This is a genomic window from Streptomyces sp. NPDC093984 (genome assembly GCF_044764595.1).
Taxonomy (GTDB): domain Bacteria; phylum Actinomycetota; class Actinomycetes; order Streptomycetales; family Streptomycetaceae; genus Streptomyces; species Streptomyces cynarae.
The window spans coordinates 1,014,338-1,038,767 of sequence record NZ_JBIWIM010000001.1 but is presented as its reverse complement, the minus strand read 5'-3'; the positions used below and the strand labels follow the sequence as shown (position 1 = coordinate 1,038,767).

Here is a 24,430-nt window from a genome sequence, read left to right as displayed (position 1 = left end):
CCGCCCACAATGCGCCCCATGGGACACCTTGAAGCCGCGCACCTCGAGTACCACCTCCCCGACGGGAGGACCCTGCTCGGCGACGTGTCCTTCCGCGTCGGCGACGGCACCGTCGTCGCACTCGTCGGCCCCAACGGCGCAGGCAAGACCACCCTGTTGCGCCTGCTCTCCGGCGAGCTGAAACCCCACGCCGGCACCGTCACCGTCACCGGCGGCCTCGGCGTCATGCGACAGTTCGTCGGATCCGTCCGCGACGACACGACCGTACGCGACCTCCTCGTCTCGGTCGCCCCGCCCCGCATCCGCGAAGCGGCCCGCACCGTCGACACCGCCGAGCACGCCATCATGACCGTCGACGACGAGGCCGCCCAGCTCCGCTACGCGCAGGCGCTCGCCGACTGGGGCGAGGCCGGCGGCTACGACGCCGAGACCCTGTGGGACATCTGCACCACCGCCGCACTCGGCGTCCCCTACGACAGGGCCCAGTGGCGCCAGGTCCGCACCCTCTCCGGCGGCGAGCAGAAACGGCTCGTCCTGGAGGCCCTGCTGCGCGGCGGCGACGAGGTCCTGCTCCTCGACGAGCCCGACAACTACCTCGACGTACCCGGAAAGCGGTGGCTCGAGGAACGGCTGGCCGAGACCCGCAAGACGGTCCTGTTCGTCTCCCACGACCGCGAACTCCTCGCCCGTGCCGCCGAGAAGATCGTCACCGTGGAGCCCGGGCCGGCCGGCGCGGACGCCTGGGTGCACGGCGGCAGCTTCGCCACGTACCACGAGGCCCGCCGCGAGCGGTTCGCCCGCTTCGAGGAGCTGCGCCGCCGCTGGGACGAGAAGCACGCCCAGCTGAAGAAGCTGGTGCTGAACCTCCGCCAGGCGGCCACCGTGAGCCATGAGCTGGCGTCCCGTTATCAGGCCGCCCAGACCCGGCTGAGGAAGTTCGAGGAGGCCGGCCCGCCGCCGGAGCCGCCGCGCGAGCAGAACATCACCATGCGGCTCAAGGGCGGCCGTACCGGCGTACGGGCCGTGACCTGTCAGGGGCTCGAACTGACCGGGCTGATGAAACCGTTCGACCTCGAGGTCTTCTACGGCGAACGGGTCGCCGTCCTCGGCTCCAACGGCTCCGGCAAGTCGCACTTCCTGCGCCTCCTCGCCGGTGACGACATCGCCCACACCGGGCAGTGGAAGCTCGGCGCACGGGTCGTACCGGGCCACTTCGCCCAGACCCACGCCCATCCGGAGCTCCAGGGCCGCACCCTCCTCGACATCCTCTGGAAGGAGCACGCCCAGGACCGCGGCGCCGCCATGTCCAGGCTGCGGCGCTACGAGCTGACGGGCCAGGCCGAGCAGCACTTCGACCGGCTCTCCGGCGGCCAGCAGGCCCGGTTCCAGATCCTGCTGCTGGAACTCGAGGGGGCGACCGCGCTGCTGCTCGACGAGCCGACCGACAACCTCGACCTGGAGTCCGCCGAGGCGCTCCAGGAAGGGCTCGACAGCTTCGAGGGCACGGTCCTCGCCGTCACCCACGACCGCTGGTTCGCCCGCTCCTTCGACCGCTACCTCGTCTTCGGCGCCGACGGTCGGGTACGGGAGACATCGGAGCCCGTGTGGGACGAACGCAGAGTGGAGCGCGCACGCTAGGCGCACCCAGCGCATGCCCGGCGCATGCCGGGTGTATGCCTGGCGTGCGCCAGGCGCGCCGGCTACGCCCAGCGCAGCAGCGCGCCCACTCCGCCCACCGGGCCCTCCTGGCTCCTGGCGGCCGTCACCGAGACGGCCGCCGCGCCCGTCTCCACCGCGGAACGCAGCAGCGCGTCGTCCGCGCGGGCCGACCAGGCGTGCCGCTCGCCCAGCGCCTTGAGGTCCGTGCGGCGCACCGCGACCTGGTCCGGGTCCTCGCCGATCCACACCTCACGGTGGGTGTCCGGGCCGTCCGGATTGATCAGGAGTTCGTCGATACGGTGTTCGCGTGCCGCCTCGATCACCGCCGGCACACCCTCGACCGCGCCCGCACGCCCCTCCTCGTCGGGCGCCCGGGCGGCAAGGAAGCGCTCGAGCTCCTGTTCGGCGCGGCGCTGCACATGCTCGGTGCGGATCCGCTCCACCTCCTCGTCCAGCAACCGGCTGCCCGCACCGTGCGTCGTCTCGGCCACCTGGTCCTGGAGCCGGCGCGGCAGCCGCTCGTGCACCGAGCGCCGTTCGCGCTCCTCGCCGACCAGGACCACCAGGTCGGCGCCGGTCTCCTCCTGGCAGACGGCGAGCGCGTCCGCGATCTCCGCCGCGTTGTGCTCCCAGGTGTTCTCCACACGCAGCTGGAAGTGGCGCACCGACCAGTCGGCGCTGCTCGTACGGTGCAGCGGATGCTGCTTCCCGGTCACCGACCCGGCCTCCCGGCTGCCCAGGGCCCCCCGCAGCTCGAACTCGGCGCCCTTGCGGTCGATGTACGCCACCACGCACACCGGTTCCTCGTTCGCGAGCTCCAGCAGCGGCGCCGTGTGCGGCAGCGTGGCCCACAGCGCGGAGGAGCCCTGCGGCGGCGCGGCGAGCGGCGGATCGAGGACCACCTCGCCCGCACGGGCGAACAGGGCCCTGCCGTGCGGCTCGGGGGAGTGGGCCAGGTCCTCGACCGCGGACTGCACGGCCCGGCACGTCGGCTCGTCCGCGCCCTGCTCGGCGAGCTCCCGGTACAGGGACTGAGCGGTCAGGGAGCGTTCGTGAGGCGTGGACTCCGTGTGCCGGGAGGTGTCGACGTATACGGAGGCCCAGGGGCCGGGATGTTCGTACAGTGGATGGAGAAAGGCGAGATCCATGGCTCCCTCCCGGATGCCGCTCGGGGTATTGCTTTTCCGGGCGGGTACCCGGACCGCACCGACGAACACGACGAGCGGGGTACCACCAATGACCGGAGTCGACCCGGGCCGGCTGACCGACCAGCAGCTCATGAAGGAGCTGGAGACGATCCACCGCACGCGCCACGACACGCTGCTCTACGGCTCTAACGACGCCCTGCGCGCGCACAACGACCGGATGGCGCAACTGGAGGGCGAATACCTCCGGCGCCATCCGCGCCGCCCGACCGCGGCCGGCCGCACCCGCGACGGCGCCCGGGAGCGCGGCACCTGTGAAGAACCCCAGGAAGCCGAACCGACCCGCTGACCGCCTGCGCGAGGACCCGCCCCGCGGCCCCGATGGGGCTGCGGGGCGGGTCCTTTCCGCGTGTTCCGCCGGTTGGGCGATGGTTATGGGTTCATGGGTTGTGCTTCCGACGATTCATGCCTGTGGTTCACACGTCGCGGTTTTACATGTCTCGTTCAGACGTGCATGCGTACGGGTGTTCAAGTGTTCAGGCGTTCTGGCTGGTGAACTCCGTCACGATCGCCTCGTCGAACGCCTTCAGATCGTCCGGCTTCCGGCTGGTGATCAGCAGGTTGCCGTCGCGGTCGATGTGCACCTGCTCGTCGACCCAGGTGCCGCCCGCGTTGCGGACGTCCGTCTTGAGACTCGGCCACGACGTCAGGGTGCGGCCCCGTACGACGTCGGCCTCGATCAGCGTCCACGGGCCGTGGCAGATCGCCGCGACCGGCCGCCCCTGGTCGAAGAACGCGCGGACGAAGGACACCGCCTGCTCGTCCATCCGCAGGAAGTCCGGGTTCGCCACCCCGCCCGGCAGCACCAGCCCGTCGAAGGACTCGGCCTGCACCTCGCCGACCACCGCCTCCACCGGGAACGTCTCCGCCTTGTCCAGGTGATTGAACGCCTGCACCTGTCCCGGCTTCGTCGACACCAGGACCGGCTGGTGGCCGGCGTCCTTCACCGCCTGCCAGGGCTCTGTGAGTTCCACCTGCTCCACGCCTTCGGGCGCGGTCAGGAACGCGATACGCATGATGTTCAATCCTTCCTCTGCCTGTGCTGTCACACGGCCTGGTCCTGCGGCTGCCACACGGCCTCGTCGCCCGCCTGCCCCTGCGCCTTCTCGTCGTGCGCCCGGCGCCGTGCGGCCCGGACACAGCGCAGCAACTCCTCGCCGTAGGGCAGGGCCACACACGCGCCGATCGCCGCCGTGATGCCCATGACATAGCCCCGTGGCAGCGGCCGGCGCCGCCGCACCAGCCGCCAGGCGCGCGGGTCGCCCCGCCCGCCGCGCAGTAGCGACCGCACCTGGTCGCCGTGCAGACACCCGAGCGCGGCGAGCGCCGCGAACGGCAGCGACTCGAGGAAACTGTGGATGTGCTGCTCCACCGGCTTGACCTCACGGTCGCTGTCCTCGGCGGTGCGCACGTCCCACAGCGCGGTCGCCTCGTGCACCGCGGTCCCGGCCAACTGCACGCACAGCAGCAGCGGGTTGACCTCGTAGCGCAGCGTGAGCGCGATGGGCACGCCCACCTCGGTCATCATCAGCGCGTGGATCAACGACTCCTTCGTGCCGGACGTGTCCTCGATCCTGGTGCGCCGGTGCATCAGCCAGTCGGCGACGCCCGGCGCGAACCAGAACGGCAGCAGCCCGTACAGCAGGTAGCGGGTCGTCGCGTCGCCGACGTCCACGGTGGCGCCGTACGCACTGACCCGGTCGGCCCGGCCCCGGCGGCTCACGCGGGCACCCCGCCGCGCCCGGCTCCGGGCTCGGCCCGGCTGATGTCCGCGAGCGCCGACGTCGGGTCCTGCGCGACGGCCAGGTCGCCCAGGCTCACCACGCCCACCGGCCGGCCGTCCTCGACGACCGGCAGCCGGCGGACGCCATGCCCTCGCATCAGGTCCACGGCCGTGGACACGGGATCGTCGGGGCCGACGACCACCGGGTCGGGGGTGCACACCGCACGGGCGCTCACGGTCAGCGGGTCCGCGCCGTCCGCGACGGCCCGCAGCGCGATGTCACGGTCCGTGAGTACGCCGACGACGTGCCCGTCCTCGGCGACCAGGACGTCCCCGATGTCCTCGGCGCGCATCAGCTGCGCCGCCTCCACCAGTGAGGCGTCCGGGAGGACCGCCACGACGCCCGGCGTCATGACCTCCCTGACGAAATCAGCCATGGCCTGCTGTCCTTTCCTGCTGCCCCCGGCCGGCAGGGGGGTGTGTCGGCGGGACGACGCCCGCAGTACCCGCGCGTCGGACGCCTATGCGCTCCGGCCCGCCCCTTCGCCGCCCACGATCGCCTCGGCGAGCTCCTGCGCGTTGGCGTAGCGCGACGAGCGCGGCAGCCGCTCCAGGGGAGCGACCAGCGCGTCCGGGGCGTGGTGGCGGCGCAGCGCGTCGATCAGCTCGGGCGGGCGGCCCGGGAACGCCGTACGCCCCAGGATCCGCGCCAGCTCGAAGCGCACATCGGCCACGGACCGCGCGCCGCCCGGAATCACCGGACCGGCCCACACCGCCGGGTCGTCGTCGGCGGTCGGCTCGGGGTCGTGCCACTCCTCGGTCCGCGTCGGGTGGCCCGAGCGCAGCAGTCCCTGGAGTTCGTGCTTCATCTCGTCGTCGCGGTGGACGTTCAGCCGGTCGCTGCCTCGCTGCATGAGTCCCTCCATATGTCGCGTGGCCCCGCGTGTACCCGAGGGGCGGCGGTCGACACGGCCGTCCGGCAGGTGATGGTCCGCTTCCGGCCGTGTCCGGGTCCCGATACGGCTCCTCACGACTCCTTGTTGCTGCGTCCGGGCAGGAACTCCTGCACCTTCGCCTTGAACCCCTGGCGGATCATCCCGGCGCGGTCCGCGTCGCCCTTCAGGATCGAGGCCGCCGTGGCCTGCATCTGCTCCCAGCTGGCGTGCGGCGGGATCGGCGGCACCGCCGGGTCGGTCAGGAACTCGACGACCGCCGGGCCGTCCGCCTCCAGCCCCGCGCGCCAGCCCGCCTCCACGTCCTCGGGCTTCTCCACCCGGACGCCGGTCAGGCCCAGGGAGCGGGCGAAGGCGGCGTACTGCACGTCGGGGATCTCCTGCGACGGCAGGAACGACGGGGCGCCCTCCATCGCGCGCATCTCCCACGTCACCTGGTTGAGGTCGTGGTTGTTCCACACGCCCACCACCAGCCGCGGGTCCTCCCAGCGGTCCTGGTACTTCGCCGCCGTGATCATCTCCGCGAGGCCGTTCATCTGCATGGCGCCGTCACCGACCAGCGCGATCACCGGCCGGTCGGGGTGGGCGAACTTCGCGCCGATCGCGTAGGGGACCCCGCTGCCCATGGTCGCCAGCGTCCCGGACAGCGACCCGCGCATACCGGGGCGCATCGTCAGGTGCCGTGCGTACCAGTTCGCCACCGAACCCGAGTCGGAGGTGACGATCGCGTTCTGCGGCAGCATCGGGTCCAGGGCGCGGGCCACGTACTCCGGGTTGATCGGGTCCGCGGACAGTTCCGCCCGCTTCTGCATGACGTCGTGCCAGCGGGTCACGTTCGCGCACACGGTCTCGAACCACTCGCGGCCGCGGTCCTTGTCCAGCAGCGGGATCAGGCGCTGCAGGGTCGCCCTGGCGTCGCCGACGAGGTTCACCTCGTACGGGTAGCGCATGCCGATCATGTGCGGATCGATGTCGATCTGCACGGCCCGCGCCTTGCCGAAGTCCGGCAGGAACTGCGTGTACGGGAACGACGAGCCGATGGTGAGCAGGGTGTCGCAGTCCCGCATCAGCTCGTACGACGGGCGGGTGCCCAGCAGACCGATCGAGCCGGTGACGTACGGCAGCTCGTCGCTGAGCACGTCCTTGCCGAGCAGCGCCTTCGCCACCCCCGCGCCCAGCAGCTCGGCGATCTGCTGCACCTCGGTCACCGCGCCGGCCGCGCCCTGGCCGATCAGGATGGCCACCTTGTCACCGGCGTTGAGGACCTCCGCGGCCCTCTCCAGGGAATCCTGCGCCGGAACCGCCGTCCAGGCACCGCGGTCGAGGCTCGAGGGGACCATCTTGAACTCGTGCGTCGGCGGCGAGTAGTCCAGCTCCTGCACGTCACCGGGGATGATCAGGGCCGTGGGGGCGCGACGCGCGTACGCGGTGCGGATCGCGCGGTCGAGGACGTTCGGCAGCTGCTCGGGGACCATCACGGTCTCCACGAAGTCGGAGGCCACGTCCTTGAAGAGGGTGTGCAGGTCGACTTCCTGCTGATAGGAGCCACCCATCGCCGTGCGGTGCGTCTGGCCGACCAGCGCGAGCACGGGCACGTGGTCGAGCTTGGCGTCGTACAGGCCGTTGAGCAGGTGGATCGCGCCGGGTCCCGAGGTGGCCGCGCACACACCGAGACGGCCGCTGAACTTAGCGTAGCCGACCGCCTCGAACGCGGCCATCTCCTCGTGCCGCGCCTGAAGGAACCGGGGCCGGTCCTCGGCCCGGCCCCAGGCGGCGAGCAGCCCGTTGATGCCGTCGCCGGGGTAGCCGAAGACTTGCTCCACGCCCCATTCGCGCAAGCGCGCCAGGACCTGGTCGGCGACCTTGGTGGCCATCGGGAACCTCCCGTGGGAAGAGGGGGCGTACGGATCGCACCTGTCGAGTCACCCGGCCGATGCGGGGAAAACCTGCCGCCGGAACGGGCGAGCCCGGCGCGCTGCCGCGGAGGAGCCGCGAGGTGACCGGCGCGGAGGGAAGGTGGCACGCCCGCGAAGCCGTGCGGGGCGGACGCCGTGCGGAGCCCTGCGGGGTGGCACGGCTGCGGAACCGTGCAGGGTGGACGCCCCGCGGAGCCGTCGAGGACGCCGGCGGGACGGCTCTCGCGCGGTGCCTCTCCCGCGGTGCCGAGGCGGGGCCGTCATGGGGGGCCGTAAGAGTTTCGAAAGACCGGTGTTTGCGGCGAATGCGCCCGGGCAGGCGCGACTCAGTGCTTCGGACAGGAGGCACGTCCGTGGGAGCGGTGAATCACGCCACGGTGTGCCCTGTCGCACCCGCCCGCCCCCTCCCACGGTGACCGTCCACCCAAGGCACCCAGCAAGGCACCAGCAAGGGAGTTGCGACGCACCATGCAGAACCGAGCTAGCGTGAAGCACCACCCCCACGACGACGCCCCCGACACCACGGAGGCCTTCCGCAGGCTCGCCTCGCTTCCCCAGGGCCCCGAGCGCGACGCGCTCCGCGACGAGATCGTCGAGGCCTGGCTGCCCATGGCCGAACGGCTCGCGGGCCGCTTCCGCAGCCGCGGCGAGAGCTTCGAGGACCTGCGTCAGGTCGCGTTCCTCGGCCTGGTCAAGGCCGTGGACCGCTACGACCCGGAGCGCGGACACGCCTTCGAGAGCTATGCCGTCCCCACCGTCACCGGTGAGATCAAGCGGCACTTCCGCGACCACATGTGGACCCTGCACGTGCCGCGGCGCGTCCAGGACCTGCGCAACCGCGTCCGTTTCGCCGTCCAGGACCTGTCGCAGACCGTCTCGGGCCGCAGGCCCACCGTCGCCGAGATCGCCGAGCACGCCAACATGAGCGAGGAGGACGTCCTGGTAGGCCTCGAGGCGCTGGAGAGCTTCACGGCGCTCTCCCTGGACGCCGAACTGCCCGGAAGCGAGGACGGGTACTCGCTCGGCGACTCGCTCGGCTCGCCCGACCCGGCGCTCGACACCGTCGTGGACCGCGAGGCGGTCAAGCCCCGCCTCAAGGCCCTCCCGGAGCGCGAACGCGCCATCCTGTACATGCGCTTCTTCGACGACATGACCCAGAGCAGCATCGCGGAGCGCCTCGGCATCTCACAGATGCACGTCTCCCGCCTGATCAGCCGCTGCTGCTCCCGGCTGCGCGAGCAGGTGATGCGGGACGCCGTCTAACCTGCGGCCCGCAGTGCCAGCGCCATGTGACGGGACATCATGTCCATCGCCTGCGCCTCCGCCATCGAGAACGCCGGCCGGGCCCCGCTGCGGAACAGCGTGAGCACTCCCCGCACGGTGCCCCCGTCGGTGAGCGGCACGCACAGCAGGGACGTCACGTTCGCGCGGATGAGGACGGGGGCACCCGAGGCGTCACGTCCGAAGGCCTCCGGGTCCTCCGGCCGCACCCGCAGGACCGTGGATCCGCCGCGCGCCGCCTCGACGACGAGGGGGCACCCGGCGGGGTCCTGCGCGACCAGCGCGTCCACGTCCTCACCGGGCGGTCCCAGCACCGCCGTACGGGTCAGGCGCCCGTCTCCCGCGTCCGCCACCACCCAGTCCGCGAACCGGCCGTGCAGCACCCGGGCCGCCCGCTCCAGGACGGCCCCGGCCGGCGCGGTGAGCAGCGCACTTGTCATCGCGTCCAGCAGGTCCATCAGCGCCGCGTGCCGCGCGGTCTCGGTCAGGTTCGGGATGCCGCCGCGCGGGGTGTGCTCGCCTACCGGCACCCGGGCGTCCGCGGGCTGCAGCACCACCATGACCGCCGTGCGCGGCTCCCCGCTCGGCCGCACCGCGACCAGCGTCGCCCGTACCGGCACCGACCCGTGCTGCGGCAGACGTACCGTCATGCTGCGGTCGCCCTCGCCGCGCGCCACCGCGGCCGTCTGCGAACGGAACGCCGCCCGGTCGGCGTGCGCCAGAAGTCCGGTCAGCGGGCGGCCCGTCGCATAGCCCGCGCGGACCCCGGTGAAGGAGATGGCCGCGAAGTTCAGCCGCCGCACCACCGTCTCGCGGTCCACCAGCGCGACCGGCACCGGGAGCCGCTGGAAGAGGGTCTTCAGCAGCTGCTGCTCCTGGCGCTCACCGGAACCGGCCGGGGCGGACCCCACCCCCGTGGACAGCCGCTGGTACCACGGCCACAACCGACCCGCCACATGGTCGAGTTCGAAGATCGCCGCGTCGAGCACCGAGGGCAGGTCGTCCGTGGGTATGGCACGGGCCGCCTTGAGTTCCGCCACCCGGCGGACGAAATCCGCCAGCTCTTCACCGAATTCGTCCGTCTGCGCCATGCGACGAACCTAACCCGTACGGACTGCTGCCCGAGGACTCGCGCACGGAACCGGCCACGTCGTCACAGACGCCGTTTTCCACCGGGGTGAGCGGGCAGCCGCCCGAAGAGGAGGTGAAGAATGCCGGAGACCGGACAACTCGGTTACCACCCGGGGGCTCACCAGCTGGCGGCCGAATCCCCCGAGTCCGCCCTCCCGGGGCGCCGGCTGTCGGAACTCGTCGAACAGGCCGCGCGGTGCACCCCCGGCTGCTGCGGCGCCGGAGCCACGGTCGTGGAAGGCGGCGTCGAGGGCGGCACGGACCGGCCCGCCGCCGTCACCCACCCCGATCTCGCCCCGCTCGTCACCGTCCAGCTCCGCAGCGGCGACGGGCCGATCCCCGCGGCCCTGGAGTCGGGCGAGCCCGTCGAGGCCTTCGACCTGCTGCACGAGGAGCGCTGGCCGGAGTACCGCGCCCTCGCCCTCGACGCCGGCGTACGGTCCAGCGTCACGATCCCCTTCCGGCGGTCCGGGCTGGCCGTCACGCTCAGCCTCTACAGCTTCCGGCCCGGGACCCTGAAGGGCGCCCCGCACGGCCCCGCCCGGGTACTCGGCGACCTCGCCGTGGGCTGCCTGGTGCGCGACCGCTCCTACCGTGCCGCCCTCACGGAACTCGACCAGCTCGGCGCCGCCCTGCGCTCCCGGCCCGTCGTCGACCAGGCGTGCGGGATCGTGATGCACGTCCTCGGCTGCGACGCCGAGACGGCCTTCCAGGTGCTGCGCCGCATCTCCCAGGGCGCCAACCGCAAACTCGCCGACGTCGCCGCCGGCGTCGTGGACAAGCGGGGCCGCGGCCTGGAACGGGAGCTGCTCTCGCTGGCCGGCTGACCCCACCGTGCACGGCCTGCCCGTCACCCGCACGGCGGTGCCGGTCGCGCGAATGGGGCACGGCCGCGCGCGGGCAACGGCCGGGCGGGCTGTCATGGAGGAACCCGGCCGAAGGAGTCCGCCCCATGCGCTGCACTGCCCGAGTCCTGTCCACCGCCGCCCTGGCCGGTGCCGCCCTGGGCGCCGTCGCCCCGAACGCGTCCGCCGATTCGTCCGCCGACGTCACCCCGCGCTCCGTCGCGCCCGGCGACACGGTCACCGTCTCGGTGTCCTGCGACGCGGTCGGCGCCGGCCTGCCCGACGCCATCGAGGGCGCCTCCCAGGCCTTCGAGGGGGGCAGGGTGCGGCTGCACCGGGTCGACCGCGACGACGACGATGACCAGACCGAACGCCGGGGCGGCGTCCGCTACCGCGGCACGGCCCGCGTCCCGGCGGGCGGGAGCGTGAACGCCATCGCCGACCTGGCCGGCCGCGAGGCGTCGTGGGGCGTCGACGGACGGTGTCCGGGGGGCCCTGGGGGCCGTGAAAGACCGTGGACCGTCTCGTTCACCGTGTACCGGGAGGGCCACGGCCACCACCACGACGGTGACGCCCCGTCGAGCGGAAGGGAGCAGGAGGAGGGGCAGACGCAGCAGTCGGGGAAGCAGCTGGGGGACGGGCAGTCCAGGCAGCAAGGGGAGGGCCAGGAGAAACAGCAGGGAGACGGACAGTCCCAGGAGTCTGGAAAGCAGCAGGGAGACGGACAGTCCCAGGGGTCCGGGAAGCAGCAGGGGGACGGTCAGAGCAAGCAGCAGGGCGACGGCCAGTCCCAGGTGTCCGGAAAGCAGCAGAGCGACGGCCAGGGCAAGCAGAGCGACAGTCAGGGCAAGCAGGACGAGAGCCAGGGCAAGCAGGGCGACAGCCAGGGCAAGCAGAGTGACGGGCAGTTCCAGCAGTCGGGCAGGCAGCAGGTGGAGGGCCACTCCCAGCATTGGGGGAAGCAGCAGGGCGAGAGCCAGGGCAAGCAGAGCGACGGCCAGTCCAGGCAACAGGGGGATGGCCAGAGCAAGCAGCAGGGCGACAGCCAGTTCCAGGGGTCCGCGAAGCAGCAGGGCGACAGCCAGGGCAAGCAGCAAGGCGATGGGCAGGCCAAGCAGCAGGGCGACAGCCAGGGCAAGCAGCAGGGCGACCAGGGCAAGCAAGCCACGGGCAAGCAGCAGGGCGACCAGGGGAAGCAGAGCGGGGGGCAGCCTCCCGTCGGGGCCCAGCACGGCGTGCACGCCGGGGAAGGCGGCGCCTTCACCGGCTCCGTGCCCGCCCTGGCCGCCGGCGGTCTCCTGATCGCGGGCGCGCTCGGTGCCGCGGTCCACCGGCTCTGGGGGCGCGGACGGTCCGGCCACGCCTGACCGCACCCGTGATCCGAACACCTGAGCTTTGTGATCCGGGCAACCCGGCCGGACGCCCATGACCGGCCCGAACCCTGGGTACTCAGAGCCCGAGGGCGTCTTCGACACCGTAGAGGAACGGGAGTACGACAGCGGGCGGCGGCCACGGGTCGAGGGCGTGGAGCGAGCCGGAGCGCGGGGGACCGGCGACAGCACCAGGGACTGCGCGGAGGCACGCATGCGGCGGACGGATCCGGAAGGGCACGGCCCCGTCCGTTACGGACCGCCCCTCCCCGAGCAGGGGCTGCCCCTCCTGCCGGGACTGTCCGCGGCGCTCGCCGAGGCCGCCGACCACGGCGGCTCCGGCGCCTTCCGTCCGCCCGCCCTCCTCGACGCCGCCTGCGGCTACTTCGCCCGGCGCGGACTGCCCGCCGAGCCCGACGACATCGCCGCCGCCCCCGGCGCCCCCGCGCTCTTCGTCGCCGTCACCGCCGCGCTCGGCGGCGACGTACTCGTCCCCCGGCCCTGCCCGGCCTGGTGGGCGCCCCAGGTCCGGGCGCTGGGGCGGTCGGTGTTCCATGTGCCGACACCCATGGAGTGCGGCGGCGTCCCCGACCCGTACGCCCTCCTGGAGACCGTCCGCAGAATCCGCGCCGAGGGCGGCGACCCCCGCCTCCTCGTGCTCGCCGTCGCCGACGACCCCACCGCGACCGTCGCCCCGCCCGAACTCGTGCACGAGACCGCCGAGGCCGCCGCCGGCGAGGGGCTGCACCTGGTCAGCGACGAGACCTGGCGCGACACCGTGCACCGGCCGCACGACACCGTGCTGCTCAGCCCCGCCGAGATGCTGCCGGACCGGGTCACCGTCGTCACCGACCTCGCCGGGCCCTTCCTGCCGCCCGGCTGGCCCGCGGCCGTCGCCCGCTTCCCGGCCACCGCCGACGGCGCCGGACTGCGCGCCCGCGCCCTGGACGTGCTCACCGCGCTCGGTGCCCGGATCGCCGACCCGGTCGCCGCGGCGGCCGCGTACGCGCTCGACGAGCCCGCCGACGTCACCCAGCGCCTCACCGCCGGGACCGCGCTCCACGCGCGCGTCGCGGACGCCGCGCGCCGGGCCGTCGTCGCGGCGGGCGCCCTCGTGCTGCCCCCGCAGGCCGGCCGCCACCTCTACGCCGACCTGGAGCCGCTTCGCTCCGCGCTCGACGTGCTCGGCGTCGGCGACGCGCAGGAACTCGAGGACCTCCTCACCGCCCGGCTCGGCATGCCCGCGCCCGGCGGCCACCGCTTCGGGGACGACCTCGCGGCGCTCCGCGTCCGTCTGTCCACCGGACCGCTCCTCGGCGCGACCGCCGCGGAACGGGCGCAGTGCCTCACCTCACCGGAGCCGCTGGAACTGCCACACGTACAACGCGCGTTGACCCATGTGGGATCGGTCTTCGCCGATCTCCGCGACGACGCTCAGCGATGGGAGCCTCCTCGATGACGCAGCAGTCCGAGTCGACCACGAGCACCGTTGCGGCACACCGGGACACCGGTGAGCCCGCGTCCACGCCCCTGCTGAGCCGGGACCCCGCGGCGCTGGTGGCGCCGCCGCTCGCAGCGCCCCGCCCGCTCGGTGAGCGCCGTATCTGGCCGCGCTCCTTCGCGGACCGGCTGACCACACCGCTGCCCGGCCTGAAGGCCATGGCCCGCTTCGCCCGCGAGGGCGCGGTGCGGCCCGGACCCGAGGGTCTGAAGGACATCCCCCGGCTGCCGTACGAGCCGGGTCCGCTGCCGCGGGTCGACGCGCGCACGGTCGCCGTCTCCTGGGCGGGCCACGCCAGTTGGGTGGTGCGGATCGGCGGGCTGACGGTCCTCACCGACCCCGTCTGGTCCCGGCGCATCCTCGGCACACCCACCCGGATCACGCCCGTAGGCATCGACTGGGAGGCCCTGCCGCGCGTCGACGCGGTCGTCATCAGCCACAACCACTACGACCACCTCGACGCCCCGACGCTGCGCCGCCTCCCGCGCGACACCCCGGTGCTCGTACCGGCCGGGCTCGCCGCGTGGTTCCGCCGCCGGCGGTTCACGTGCGTCACCGAGCTGGACTGGTGGGAGGCCGCCGCCGTCAAGGGCGTCCGGTTCGACTTCGTGCCCGCCCACCACTGGTCCAAGCGCACCCTGACCGACACGTGCCGTTCGCTGTGGGGCGGCTGGGTGCTGACGGCGCCCGACGGGCAGCGGGTCTACTTCGCGGGCGACACCGGGTACGGGCACTGGTTCGAGCGGATCGGGCAGCGCTATCCGGGGATCGACCTGGCCCTCATGCCGATCGGCGCGTACGACCCGCGCTGGTGGCTCAGCGACGTCCACTGCGACCCGGAGGAGGCGGTCCGGGCGACGCTCGACCTGGGCGCACGGCGAATGGCGCCCATGCACTGGGCCACGTTCGTGCTGTCGGCGGAACCGGTCCTGGAACCGCAGACCCGGGTGCGGGCGGCCTGGGAGAATGCGGGACGGGCCCGCGAGGACCTGTGGGACCTGCCGGTGGGGGCGTCACGGGTGCTGGAGTGAGCCGGCGCCCGGGGCTCACGAGGCGGCGGCCCTGCGCATCCGGCGCCACAGGCCGGGTGCCGTGCTGATCACGACCGTCAGCACGACCGCCGCCGCCACGCCCTCCCACGGCTTCGGGAACAGCGAGCCGCCGAGGATGCCGATCAGCTGGTACGTCGCGGTCCAGGCGAGGCAGGCCGGGGCGTCGCCGCGGGCGAACTCCCGCACCGGCATACGGGCCATCAGGCAGGCGAGCATCACCGGAATGCGGCCCGCCGGGACGAGCCGGGAGAGGGTGAGCACCGCGATCCCGTGCTCGTTCAGCTTCTCCTGCGCCTGGGCGAGCCGGTCCTCGGGGGCACGGCCGCGGAGGTTCTCCAGCCAGCGGGAACCGTTCTTCGACCGCATGCCGCGCCGCCCGAGCCAGTACAGCGCGATGTCCCCGAGGAAGGCCGCGAGCGCCGCGACGACGAAGACCAGCGCGAGCGAGAAGGGCGCGGTCCGGTGGAAGGCCACGACCGCCGCGGAACTGACCAGCGCCCCTGTCGGCACGACCGGCACCAGCGCCCCGAGCAGCACCAGCAGGAACAACGACGGGTAGCCGACGGCCTGTTGGGTGGACTCCGTGGGTACGAGGGTGGTCGCGGCGGCGAGGTTCATCACCGGGCGACCTCCGGGCGGGCGCTCTCACCGTGGGACAGCAGGTGCACCCTGACGTCCGGCGCGTACCGCGCGGCGAGGCGGACGAACTCGGCGCCCGGCGCGTGGAACTCGTGGGGGCGCACGGCGTCCATCCCGATCGGCCAGTACGTGCCGTAGTGCACCGGCACCGCGCTGCGCGGCGTCAGCCGGGCCAGCGCCTGCGCCGCGCGCCCCGCGTCCAGGTGGCCCTCGCCGAGGTACGGCCCCCAGCCGCCGACCGGCAGCAGGGCCACGTCGACCGGGCCGACCTCCTCGGCCATCGACGGGAACAGACCGGTGTCCCCGGCGAAGTACGTCCGCGCCTCCCCCTCGACGACGAACCCGAGCGCGGGGGAGCGGTGCGGCCCCACCGGCAGCCGGCGCCCGTCGTGCCGTGCGGGCACCACCCGTACGACCAGGTCACCGACCCGCACCCGGTCCCCGGGCGCCACCTCCGTGAGCCGCAGCCGGTCCAGCCTGCGCAGCCCCGGCACCTGGGCAGCGGCGCCGCGCGGCACCAGCACCCGGCTGCCCGGGGCCAGCCGGGCCAGCGACGGCACGTGCAGATGGTCGGCGTGCAGATGCGACACCAGCGTCACGTCCGCCACCGCGGCCTCGGTCGGCGGCGGGGCGCCCCGGCGCCGCCGCAGATGCGCGAGGCGGCGCGCGAACAGGGGATCGGTGAGCACCCGTACGCCGGAGTCCTCGACCGTGCAGGTGGCGTGACCCCACCACGTGACCTCCACCGGCACTCCATTGCCTCCTTCGCGCGACTCCCCCCGAGCCTACGGGCAGGGGTAGGGTCGGCGGGGAAACCCTGAGGTGAGGGGGGACCCCATGGGAGAGGCGCACGGCACCGCCGGCGCGCGCGACGCCCGCGGCCGGCCGGGCACGGTCCGGGTCACGGCGATCGCCAGCCTGACGCCGCTCGAGGAACTGGACGCGGAACCCTTCCTCGTCGACTCCCGCAGCCAGTACGCGATGTGCGCGCGCTGGGCGGCGGAGCGCGGTTACGTGGTGACACGGGAACTGCTCGTGCGCGGCCTGCGCCCCGACCACTGCGCTTTGTGGACGGATGTGGAGGCGGGCCTGGTCGACCTGTTCGTGGCCCCCAGCCGCCGTGTCCTGGAGCGTGCCCTGACCTCGGTGGACGAGTTCACCGCGGAGTGCGCCCGGCGAGGCGTCCGCGTCGAGACGGTCGGTTGCGCCGAACCGTCGTACGACGCCGGGATGAAGGCCCGGATCCACCGCCGGCTGTCGCTGCCGACGGCCGGGTACGACGGCCGCTGACCGGTGGCTCCCGGCGTTGTGACAAGGTGGGGGCGCATCCGAGAGGGCGGCAGGGCCATGACGTGAGGTGAGCTGGGCGTGGGGCACGGGCGTTGGCGGAAGCTGCTCAGCGGTGTGGGGCGCAGCGTCGCCGTGTGGGCCGCCTCCACCGTCACCATGCTCCTCCTCGCCGCCGTCCTGCCCGACTTCCGGCTTCAGTCCCCCGCCGGCGACAGCGCGACCCGCATAGCCGTCACGGCCGCCGCCGGGGCCGGTGCCTTCGGCCTGCTGTCGTCCCTGGTGTGGCCCCTGCTGGTACGGCTCCTGCTGCTCGTCCCCGCCCTCGTGCTCGGCCTGCTCGTCTTCTTCCTCAACGGCTCCCTCCTGCTCGTCGCCCTCCGCGTCAACCCCTCCGGCGACGCCGCAGCCGCCCCCGAGACCGCCGTGGTGGTCGCCGCCGCGATGTCCGCCGTCGCCTCGGCCACCGGTGCCGCCCTCGCCGTACGGGACGACGACGCGTACCGCAGGAGGCTGTACCGGCTCGCCGACCGCCGCCGCAGACGCGGCGACGCAAGCTGCGGCCGTGTCACCCCCGGCGCGGTCTTCGTCCAGCTCGACGGCGTCGGACACGACGTGCTGCGGGCGGCCGTGGCCAAGGGCCTGATGCCGACCGTCGCCTCCTGGCTCGGCCCGCGCGACGGCGGCCCCAGCCACCGGCTCACCGCCTGGCGCACCGACTGGTCCAGCCAGACCGGCGCCAGCCAGCTCGGCATCCTGCACGGCTCCAACCACGACGTCCCCGCGTTCCGCTGGTACGAGAAGGAGACCCGCGAGGTCGTCGTGTGCAACCGTCCGACGAGCGCCGCGGAACTCCAGCGCCGCGCCGTCGAGCGGACCGGCGACGGCGGCCTGCTCACCGTCGACGGCGCGAGCCGCGGCAACCTGTTCAGCGGCGGCGCCGACCAGCTCGCCCTGGTGCTGTCCGTCTCCGCCCGGCGGGGCAGGGAGAACCGCTCACGCGCCGGCTACTTCGCGTACTTCAGCGACCCCGCCAACGCCGTCCGCACCGCCATGTCGTTCGCCGCCGAGGTCGCCCGCGAGATCGGCCAGTCCACCCGGGCCCGGCTGAAGCGGCAGCGGCCGCGGGTCGGCCGCGGCGGCCTGTACCCCTTCGTGCGCGCCTTCGCCACCGTCGTCGAACGGGACGTGGTCGTCGCCGCGGTGATCGGCGACATGCTCGCCGGGCGCAGCGCCATCTACGCGGACCTGGTGGCCTACGACGAGGTGGCCCACCACTCGGGGCCGCACAGCCGCGACGCCGAGAAGGTCCTGCACCGGCTCGACCGCTCGCTCGCGCTGCTGGCGCAGGTCGCCGAGCACGCCCCGCGACCGTACCGGATCGTCGTCCTGTCCGACCACGGGCAGAGCCCCGGCGAGACCTTCCGCACCCGGTACGGGCTCAGCCTCGCCAACCTGGTGCGAGCCGGCTGCGGGCTGCATGTGCCGCGCAAGGTGGACCGAACGCACAGCGGGGCGGAGGCGCGTGCCGCCGTACGGGCAGCGCTGCGCAGGCCCGTCGAGGAGGAGGCCGAGCACCGTCGGGCCGCGCGCCGCCACTCGGAGCCCGTCGTGCTCGCCTCCGGGAACCTCGGGCTCGTCTCCTTCCCCGACGTGCCGCACCGGATGAGCAAGGAGGAGATCGACCGCCGGCACCCCGCGCTGCTGTCGACGCTCGCCAACCATCCCGGCGTCGGTTTCGTCCTCGTCCGCAGCGAGGAGCACGGCGGTGTGGTGCTGGGAGCGTTCGGCGCCGAGATCCCGGTGGACCGGCTCGCCGACGAGACCGGTCCGCTCGCCGGCTTCGGGCCGGGCGCCGCCGACGCCGTGCGCCGCACGCACTCCTTCCCGCACGCCGCCGACATCATGGTCAACTCCTGGTACGACCCGGCCGAGGGCGAAGTCCTGGCCTTCGAGGAGCAGATCGGTTCGCACGGCGGGCTCGGCGGCGCCCAGGGCCGGCCCTTCCTGTTGTGGCCGGTGGACCTGTCCGCGCCGGCCGGGGAGGGCACTGAACTGGTCGGCGCCGAGCAGGTCCACCAGGTCTTCCGCCGCTGGCTGCGCGAGTGCGACGGCCCCCAAGTGCCGCTCGCCGCCGCCGAGGAGGAGGACGAACGCGCCGCCTGACGACGGGGCGGACGCCGACGCGGCGGGAAAGTGGGTCCGCGGGGGCCGGGTGTGATCGGATGGGAACCACGGAACCCGGCATCGGGACCCCATCGAAAGGAAGAACCGTGGCAACCACGCGCACCGCTCACACCGTCTGGGAAGGCAACCTGCTCGAGGGCAACGGCGTCGTCACCTTCGACTCCTCCGGCATCGCGCAGCAGCCGGTCACGTGGGCCTCGCGCTCCCAGGACGCGAACGGCAGGACCAGCCCCGAGGAGCTGATCGCCGCCGCCCACTCCAGCTGCTTCTCCATGGCGCTGTCGCACGGCCTGGCCGGCGCCGGCACCCCGCCCACCAAGCTCGAGACGAAGGCCGACGTCACCTTCCAGCCGGGTGAGGGCATCACGGGCATCCACCTCACCGTCGAGGGCACGGTACCGGGCATCGACAACGACGCGTTCGTCGCCGCCGCCGAGGACGCCAAGAAGAACTGCCCGGTCAGCCAGGCCCTGGCCGGTACGACGATCACGCTGGACGCCAAGCTCGCCTGAGCCCCACGTTCCCGAAGGTGCCGCGCTTCCCGCCGAGGGGACGCGGCACCGTCGTTTGCGGGTACCCGACATCGCATCGGGAGCCCCCGGTCGCGCACATTGACACGGGGCCACTCAACATTTGTGATGCAGTGCGGGCAGCGCCCTGGCGGAAGGGGACGGCGATGACACGTGCGGTCGGGATCGATCTGGGGACGACGAACTCGGTGGTGGCCGTCCTGGAGGGTGGTGAGCCCACCGTCATCAGCAACGCCGAGGGCGCGCGGACCACACCGTCGGTCGTGGCCTTCGCCAAGAACGGCGAGGTGCTCGTCGGCGAGGTCGCCAAGCGGCAGGCCGTGACGAACGTCGAGCGCACCGCGCGCTCGGTGAAGCGCCACATGGGCGACGCCCACTGGCGTTTCCCGGAGCACGGCTCCGTCGACGGCACCCGCTTCCGGGCGCAGGAGCTGTCCGCGCGCGTCCTGCAGAAGCTGAAGCGGGACGCCGAGGCGTATCTGGGCGAGGACGTCACGGACGCCGTGATCACCGTGCCCGCGTACTTCGACGACGCTCAGCGGCAGGCCACCAAGGAGGCCGGGGAGATCGCGGGGCTGAAGGTCCTGCGGATCATCAACGAGCCGACGGCGGCGGCCCTCGCGTACGGGCTCGACCGCGGCGAGGAGCAGACCGTCCTCGTCTTCGACCTCGGCGGCGGCACCTTCGACGTCTCCCTGCTGGACATCGGCGACGGAGTGATCGAGGTCAAGGCCACCAACGGTGACACCCACCTCGGCGGCGACGACTGGGACGAGCGGGTCGTCGACCATCTGGTGAAGCGGTTCAAGGGCCAATACGGCATCGACCTCGGCGCCGACAAGATGGCACTGCAGCGCCTGCGGGAGGCCGCGGAGAAGGCCAAGATCGAGCTGTCCAGCTCCACCGAGACGACCGTCAACCTGCCCTACATCACCGCCTCCGCCGAGGGCCCGCTGCACCTGGAGGAGAGGCTGACCCGCGCCCGGTTCCAGGAGCTCACGGCCGATCTGCTGGACCGCTGCCGGACACCCTTCCACCAGGCGGTCCGGGACGCGGGCGTGGAGCTCTCCGCGATCGACCATGTGATCCTCGTCGGCGGCTCCACCCGGATGCCCGCGGTCACCGACCTGGTGCGGGAACTCACCGGCAAGGACCCGCACAAGGGCGTCAACCCGGACGAGGTCGTGGCCGTCGGCGCGGCCCTCCAGGCCGGTGTCCTGCGCGGCGACGTCAAGGACGTGCTGCTGCTCGACGTGACCCCGCTGTCCCTCGGCATCGAGACCAAGGGCGGCATCATGACCAAGCTGATCGAACGCAACACGACGATCCCCACGAAGCGTTCGGAGATCTTCTCCACCGCCGAGGACAACCAGCCCTCGGTCGGCATCCAGGTCTACCAGGGCGAGCGGGAGATCGCGGCGTACAACAAGAAGCTCGGCGTCTTCGACCTGACCGGGCTGCCGCCGGCGCCGCGCGGGGTGCCGCAGATCGAGGTGACCTTCGACATCGACGCCAACGGGATCATGCACGTCTCGGCGAAGGACCTGGCGACGGGCCGGGAACAGAAGATGACGGTGACCGGCGGCTCGGCGCTCCCCAAGGACGAGATCGACCGGATGATGCGGGACGCGGAGCAGTACGCCGAGGAGGACCGCAGGCGCCGGGAGGCGGCGGAGGCGCGCAACCAGGCCGAGCAGCTCGTCTACCAGACGGAGAACTTCCTGCGGGAGAACGGGGAGCGGGTGCCGGCGGACACGAAGGGCGAGGTGACGGCGGCGGTCGCCGAGCTGAAGGACCTGCTCAAGGAGGGCGCCGACACGGCGGCCCTGCGGGCCGGCGTGGACAAGCTCGCCACGGTCAGCCAGAAGATGGGCCAGGCGATGTACGCCCAGTCCCAGCAGACGTCCGCGGAAGGCACCCGGCAGCACACAGCACCGCAGGACGAGGAGGGCGTGGTGGACGCTGAGATCGTCGACGAGGACAGGGACACGAAAGGGGGCGCTGCCTGAGCTCACGCCCCGCTCCCGGCGACCTGCCGCACGGGGTCTCGCGCGCCGCCCGGCCGGATCCGCGGCGAGGATCCTCCGGCCGGACCGGTGTGGGGATTTCGCGGGGAGCGCGCACTGATCCCGCGAGGGCCGGACAGCCCTCGAGGTCGCCCGGCGGACCGCCGTTTGCGCAGGTGGGCGCGGTCATTCGGGCCCGCGGGGGCACCCTGCGGCCGGGCCGTGCGGCCTCTGGGCGGCGCCGTAGGATCTGGCGCGAACCTGTCGCCCCGGCGGACCGCGGGGAACGCTGTGCTAGAAATGTCGCATGGCGAGCGGGAACGCTCGATTTCGGCGCATATCGATGCGGTTCTTGATCGGCAAAAGCCCACGAAGCGTCGCCGGGCAGGTATTCGTCCTGCAGGTGGCGCTGGTCGTGCTGCTCGTGGTCTGCGCCGTGGTCGCCCTGGTGCTGCAGTCCAAGCGGGACACCGGCTCCGAGGCCAAGCGCCGCTCCATAGCCGTCGCACAGACCTTCGCGCACTCTCCGGGCATCCTGCAGGCGCTGCGCACTCCCGATCCGACGAAGGTGCTCCAGCCCCTCACCGAGAAGGGGCGCAGGTCGGCCGGTGTCGACTTCATCGTGGTCATGAACACCAAGGGCATCCGCTACACCCACCCCCAGCCGAGCCGGATCGGCCACCGGTTCGTGGGCACGATCGGCCCGTCGCTCGCCGGGAAGGTCTACACCGAGAGCGTCCACGGCCCGCTCGGCGAGGAAGTCCAGGCCACCGTTCCCATTGACAATCCCCAGGGCAAGGTGGTGGCCCTCGTCTCCGCCGGTCTGAAGGTCAAGAACGTGACCAACGAGGTGGACCGGCAACTCCCGATCATCTTCGGCGCCGGGGCCGGCGCGCTCGTGGTGACCACCGGCGGCACGGCACTGGTCGGCCGGCGGCTGCGACGGCAGACCCACAGCCTGGCCCCGGACGAGATGACCCGCATGTACGAGCACCACGACGCGGTGCTGCACTCGGTGCGCGAAGGCGTCCTCATCATCGGGGACGACGGGCGGCTGCTGCTGGCCAACGACGAGGCCAGGCGGCTGCTGGGGCTGCCCCTGGACGCCGAGGGACAGCGCGTGTCCGACTTGGCGGCCCTCGACCCCGCGACGGTGGCGCTGCTCGTCTCCGGGCGCGAGGCGACCGACGAGGTGGTCTTCGCCGGAGAACGGCTGCTGGCGGTCAACCAGCGGCCCACGGACCGTGACGGAGGCCCCAAGGGCACGGTGGTGACCCTGCGCGACTCCACCGAGCTGCAGGCGGTGTCCGGCAGGGCGGAGGTCGCGCGGGAGCGGCTGAAGCTGCTCTACGACGCCGGACTGGGCGTCGGCACCACACTCGACGTGGTCCGCACCGCCGACGAACTGGCCCAGGTCGCCGTCCCCCGCTTCGCCGACTTCGTCACCGTGGACCTGGCCGACGCCGTGCTGCACGGCGAGGAGCCCGGCCCCAGGGCCACGGACATGCGGCGCACCGCCGTGCGCGGCGTCCGGGACGACCACCCGCTCTACGAGAGGGGCCGGCTGCTCGACTTCGTGCCCTCCACGCCCCAGGCCCGCGGCTACGGCACCGGCCGCGCCGAGCTGGTGACCGACCTGGCGACCGCGGCGGGCTGGCACGCGCAGGACCCGGAGCGCACCAGGGAGGTCGTGGACTACGGCATCCACTCCCTCATCGCCGCCCCGATCCAGGCCCGCGGTGTCGTGCTCGGCATGGCCAACTTCTGGCGCTCCACCCAGCAGAAGCCCTTCGACGAGGAGGACCTGTCACTGGCGGAGGAGCTGGTGGCCCGCGCCGCGGTCAGCATCGACAACGCCCGCCGCTACACCCGCGAGCACACCCTGGCGGTCACCCTTCAGCGCAGCCTGCTGCCGAGGGCCCTGCCCGAGCAGAGCGCCCTCGAGGTCGGCTACCGCTACGTGCCCGCCCAGTCCGGCGTGAGCGGAGACTGGTTCGACGTGATCCCGCTGCCGGGGAGCCGGGTGGCGCTGGCCGTCGGCGACGTGGTCGGCCACGGACTGCACGCCGCCGCGACGATGGGACGGCTGCGGACCGCGGTGCACAACTTCTCCTCCCTCGACCTGCCGCCCGACGAGCTGCTCAGCCATCTCGACGACCTGGTCGGCCGCATCGACCAGGACGAGGGGGGCAGCGACACGGCCGCGGGCATCGTGGGCGCCACCTGCCTCTACGCCGTCTACGACCCCGTCGCGCGCCGCGTCGCCATGGCACGCGCCGGACACCCGGCGCCCGCGCTGGTCCACCCCGACGGTGGCGTCACCTTCCCCGACCTGCCGGCCGGACCGCCGCTCGGCCTCGGCGGCATGCCCTTCCAGACGGCCGAGCTGGACCTCCCCGAGGGCACCCAGATCGTGCTCTACACCGACGGCCTCATCGAGGACCGCACCCGCGACCTGGACGTGGGCATGGAGATGCTGGGCGCCGTGCTCGCCGGCCACCCCGGCCGCTCGCCCGAGGAGAGCTGCCAGGCCGTGCTGGACCAGATGCTGCCCGGACGGCCCAAGGACGACGTCGCCCTGCTCATCGCCCGCACCCGGGCGCTGCCGGCCGACCGGATCGCCGACTGGGACGTGCCGCCCGACCCGTCCGCCGTCGCCGGGATGCGCGTCGCCCTGTCCCGCAAGCTCGACGAGTGGGGCCTTGCCGAACTCGGCTTCGGCATGGAACTGGTCCTGAGCGAACTCGTCACCAACGCCATCCGCTACGGCTCCCCGCCGATCCATGTGCGGCTGATCCACGACGACAGGACGCTGGTCTGCGAGGTGGCCGACGGCAGCAGCACCTCACCGCACCTGCGGTACGCGGCGACGACCGACGAGGGAGGCCGGGGCCTGTTCCTGGTGTCGCGGATGACCGAGCGCTGGGGCACCCGGTACACGCCCCAGGGCAAGGTCATCTGGGCCGAACAGGCGCTCCCCGGAGCCGGCGGGACCCCGGCCAGGACAGCGCCCGACTCGGACGCGGACCTGCTGGACATGTGGGCGGACGAACTGCCGTGACCTAGTGCCGCAACAGGCAACGTTCGCCCCGTCGCGGCGCCCGGCACGCACTCTCGCCGCACCGGCCGAAAGCCCAAGTACGTC

General features: G+C 73.1%; 20 protein-coding genes and 1 pseudogene. 12 read left to right on the top strand and 9 right to left on the bottom strand.

What is annotated here, in order from left to right:
• Nucleotides 1–18 precede the first annotated feature (18 nt).
• Complete coding sequence (locus ACIRC0_RS04660; RefSeq protein WP_403611174.1) at nucleotides 19–1,638, top strand: ABC-F family ATP-binding cassette domain-containing protein; 1,620 nt, start codon at nucleotides 19–21, stop codon at nucleotides 1,636–1,638.
• Nucleotides 1,639–1,700: 62 nt separating this feature from the next.
• Here the strand turns inward: ACIRC0_RS04660 and ACIRC0_RS04655 are convergent, their stop codons facing one another.
• On the bottom strand, nucleotides 1,701–2,807 hold the full coding sequence (locus tag ACIRC0_RS04655) for a Vms1/Ankzf1 family peptidyl-tRNA hydrolase (RefSeq protein WP_403611172.1): 1,107 nt from the start codon (nucleotides 2,805–2,807) through the stop codon (nucleotides 1,701–1,703).
• Between ACIRC0_RS04655 and ACIRC0_RS04650 the strand changes: the two are divergent.
• Nucleotides 2,787–3,153, top strand: a pseudogene (locus ACIRC0_RS04650) (DUF6158 family protein). The gene ACIRC0_RS04655 and the pseudogene ACIRC0_RS04650 overlap by 21 nt on opposite strands.
• Before the next feature lie 187 nt (nucleotides 3,154–3,340).
• Here the strand turns inward: ACIRC0_RS04650 and ACIRC0_RS04645 are convergent.
• The 5 genes from ACIRC0_RS04645 to ACIRC0_RS04625 form a co-directional block, all read right to left on the bottom strand.
• Nucleotides 3,341–3,880 carry a type 1 glutamine amidotransferase domain-containing protein gene (locus ACIRC0_RS04645; protein WP_403611169.1) on the bottom strand — a complete coding sequence of 180 codons (540 nt, stop codon included), beginning with the start codon at nucleotides 3,878–3,880 and terminating at the stop codon, nucleotides 3,341–3,343.
• A gap of 29 nt (nucleotides 3,881–3,909) precedes the next feature.
• A complete protein-coding gene (locus tag ACIRC0_RS04640; RefSeq protein ID WP_403611167.1) occupies nucleotides 3,910–4,587 on the bottom strand; it encodes a diguanylate cyclase in 678 nt (225 codons plus the stop codon).
• Nucleotides 4,584–5,024, bottom strand: a complete 441-nt coding sequence (locus ACIRC0_RS04635) for a CBS domain-containing protein (RefSeq protein WP_403611164.1) — start codon at nucleotides 5,022–5,024, stop codon at nucleotides 4,584–4,586. The genes ACIRC0_RS04640 and ACIRC0_RS04635 overlap by 4 nt, the downstream gene beginning before the upstream one ends.
• Nucleotides 5,025–5,108: 84 nt before the next feature.
• Nucleotides 5,109–5,501 (bottom strand): DUF2795 domain-containing protein, encoded by a 393-nt coding sequence (locus ACIRC0_RS04630; RefSeq protein ID WP_103843324.1) that lies wholly within the window; start codon nucleotides 5,499–5,501, stop codon nucleotides 5,109–5,111.
• A 113-nt stretch (nucleotides 5,502–5,614) separates the two neighbouring features.
• Nucleotides 5,615–7,414, bottom strand: a complete 1,800-nt coding sequence (locus ACIRC0_RS04625) for a thiamine pyrophosphate-requiring protein (RefSeq protein ID WP_403611161.1) — start codon at nucleotides 7,412–7,414, stop codon at nucleotides 5,615–5,617.
• A 510-nt stretch (nucleotides 7,415–7,924) separates the two neighbouring features.
• Here ACIRC0_RS04625 and ACIRC0_RS04620 point away from each other — a divergent pair.
• Nucleotides 7,925–8,719 (top strand): RNA polymerase sigma factor SigF, encoded by a 795-nt coding sequence (locus ACIRC0_RS04620; RefSeq protein ID WP_403611158.1) that lies wholly within the window; start codon nucleotides 7,925–7,927, stop codon nucleotides 8,717–8,719.
• On the opposite strand, the gene ACIRC0_RS04615 is transcribed toward ACIRC0_RS04620, so the two are convergent.
• Nucleotides 8,716–9,828 (bottom strand): GAF domain-containing protein, encoded by a 1,113-nt coding sequence (locus tag ACIRC0_RS04615; protein WP_403611155.1) that lies wholly within the window; start codon nucleotides 9,826–9,828, stop codon nucleotides 8,716–8,718. The two genes, ACIRC0_RS04620 and ACIRC0_RS04615, sit on opposite strands and share 4 nt — an antisense overlap.
• Nucleotides 9,829–9,948: 120 nt before the next feature.
• Between ACIRC0_RS04615 and ACIRC0_RS04610 the strand changes: the two genes are divergently transcribed.
• From ACIRC0_RS04610 to ACIRC0_RS04595, 4 genes are all read left to right on the top strand, one after another.
• Nucleotides 9,949–10,695, top strand: coding sequence for an ANTAR domain-containing response regulator (locus tag ACIRC0_RS04610; RefSeq protein WP_403611152.1), 747 nt, complete (start codon nucleotides 9,949–9,951; stop codon nucleotides 10,693–10,695).
• Nucleotides 10,696–10,820: 125 nt separating this feature from the next.
• Complete coding sequence (locus ACIRC0_RS04605; RefSeq protein ID WP_403611150.1) at nucleotides 10,821–12,080, top strand: hypothetical protein; 1,260 nt, start codon at nucleotides 10,821–10,823, stop codon at nucleotides 12,078–12,080.
• Nucleotides 12,081–12,297: 217 nt separating this feature from the next.
• Nucleotides 12,298–13,542, top strand: coding sequence for an aminotransferase class I/II-fold pyridoxal phosphate-dependent enzyme (locus ACIRC0_RS04600; RefSeq protein ID WP_403612708.1), 1,245 nt, complete (start codon nucleotides 12,298–12,300; stop codon nucleotides 13,540–13,542).
• On the top strand, nucleotides 13,539–14,615 hold the full coding sequence (locus ACIRC0_RS04595; protein WP_403611147.1) for an MBL fold metallo-hydrolase: 1,077 nt from the start codon (nucleotides 13,539–13,541) through the stop codon (nucleotides 14,613–14,615). Before ACIRC0_RS04600 ends, ACIRC0_RS04595 begins: the two co-directional genes overlap by 4 nt.
• 15 nt (nucleotides 14,616–14,630) lie before the next feature.
• On the opposite strand, the gene ACIRC0_RS04590 is transcribed toward ACIRC0_RS04595, so the two are convergent.
• Both ACIRC0_RS04590 and ACIRC0_RS04585 read right to left on the bottom strand, forming a co-directional pair.
• Nucleotides 14,631–15,254, bottom strand: coding sequence for a DedA family protein (locus ACIRC0_RS04590; RefSeq protein WP_403611144.1), 624 nt, complete (start codon nucleotides 15,252–15,254; stop codon nucleotides 14,631–14,633).
• On the bottom strand, nucleotides 15,254–16,027 hold the full coding sequence (locus tag ACIRC0_RS04585; RefSeq protein ID WP_403611142.1) for an MBL fold metallo-hydrolase: 774 nt from the start codon (nucleotides 16,025–16,027) through the stop codon (nucleotides 15,254–15,256). Before ACIRC0_RS04585 ends, ACIRC0_RS04590 begins: the two co-directional genes overlap by 1 nt.
• An 85-nt stretch (nucleotides 16,028–16,112) precedes the next feature.
• On the opposite strand from ACIRC0_RS04585, the gene ACIRC0_RS04580 reads away from it, so the two are divergent.
• From ACIRC0_RS04580 to ACIRC0_RS04560, 5 genes are all read left to right on the top strand, one after another.
• Complete coding sequence (locus ACIRC0_RS04580; protein ID WP_403611140.1) at nucleotides 16,113–16,565, top strand: hypothetical protein; 453 nt, start codon at nucleotides 16,113–16,115, stop codon at nucleotides 16,563–16,565.
• Nucleotides 16,566–16,643: 78 nt separating this feature from the next.
• Nucleotides 16,644–18,728: an alkaline phosphatase family protein gene (locus tag ACIRC0_RS04575; RefSeq protein ID WP_403611137.1), complete on the top strand. Its 2,085-nt coding sequence runs from the start codon at nucleotides 16,644–16,646 to the stop codon at nucleotides 18,726–18,728.
• Nucleotides 18,729–18,835: 107 nt separating this feature from the next.
• Nucleotides 18,836–19,261: an OsmC family protein gene (locus ACIRC0_RS04570; RefSeq protein ID WP_200417962.1), complete on the top strand. Its 426-nt coding sequence runs from the start codon at nucleotides 18,836–18,838 to the stop codon at nucleotides 19,259–19,261.
• A gap of 164 nt (nucleotides 19,262–19,425) precedes the next feature.
• On the top strand, nucleotides 19,426–21,288 hold the full coding sequence (gene dnaK, locus ACIRC0_RS04565) for a molecular chaperone DnaK (RefSeq protein WP_403611133.1): 1,863 nt from the start codon (nucleotides 19,426–19,428) through the stop codon (nucleotides 21,286–21,288).
• A 340-nt stretch (nucleotides 21,289–21,628) separates the two neighbouring features.
• Nucleotides 21,629–24,346 carry a SpoIIE family protein phosphatase gene (locus tag ACIRC0_RS04560; protein ID WP_403612705.1) on the top strand — a complete coding sequence of 906 codons (2,718 nt, stop codon included), beginning with the start codon at nucleotides 21,629–21,631 and terminating at the stop codon, nucleotides 24,344–24,346.
• Nucleotides 24,347–24,430: the final 84 nt, after the last annotated feature.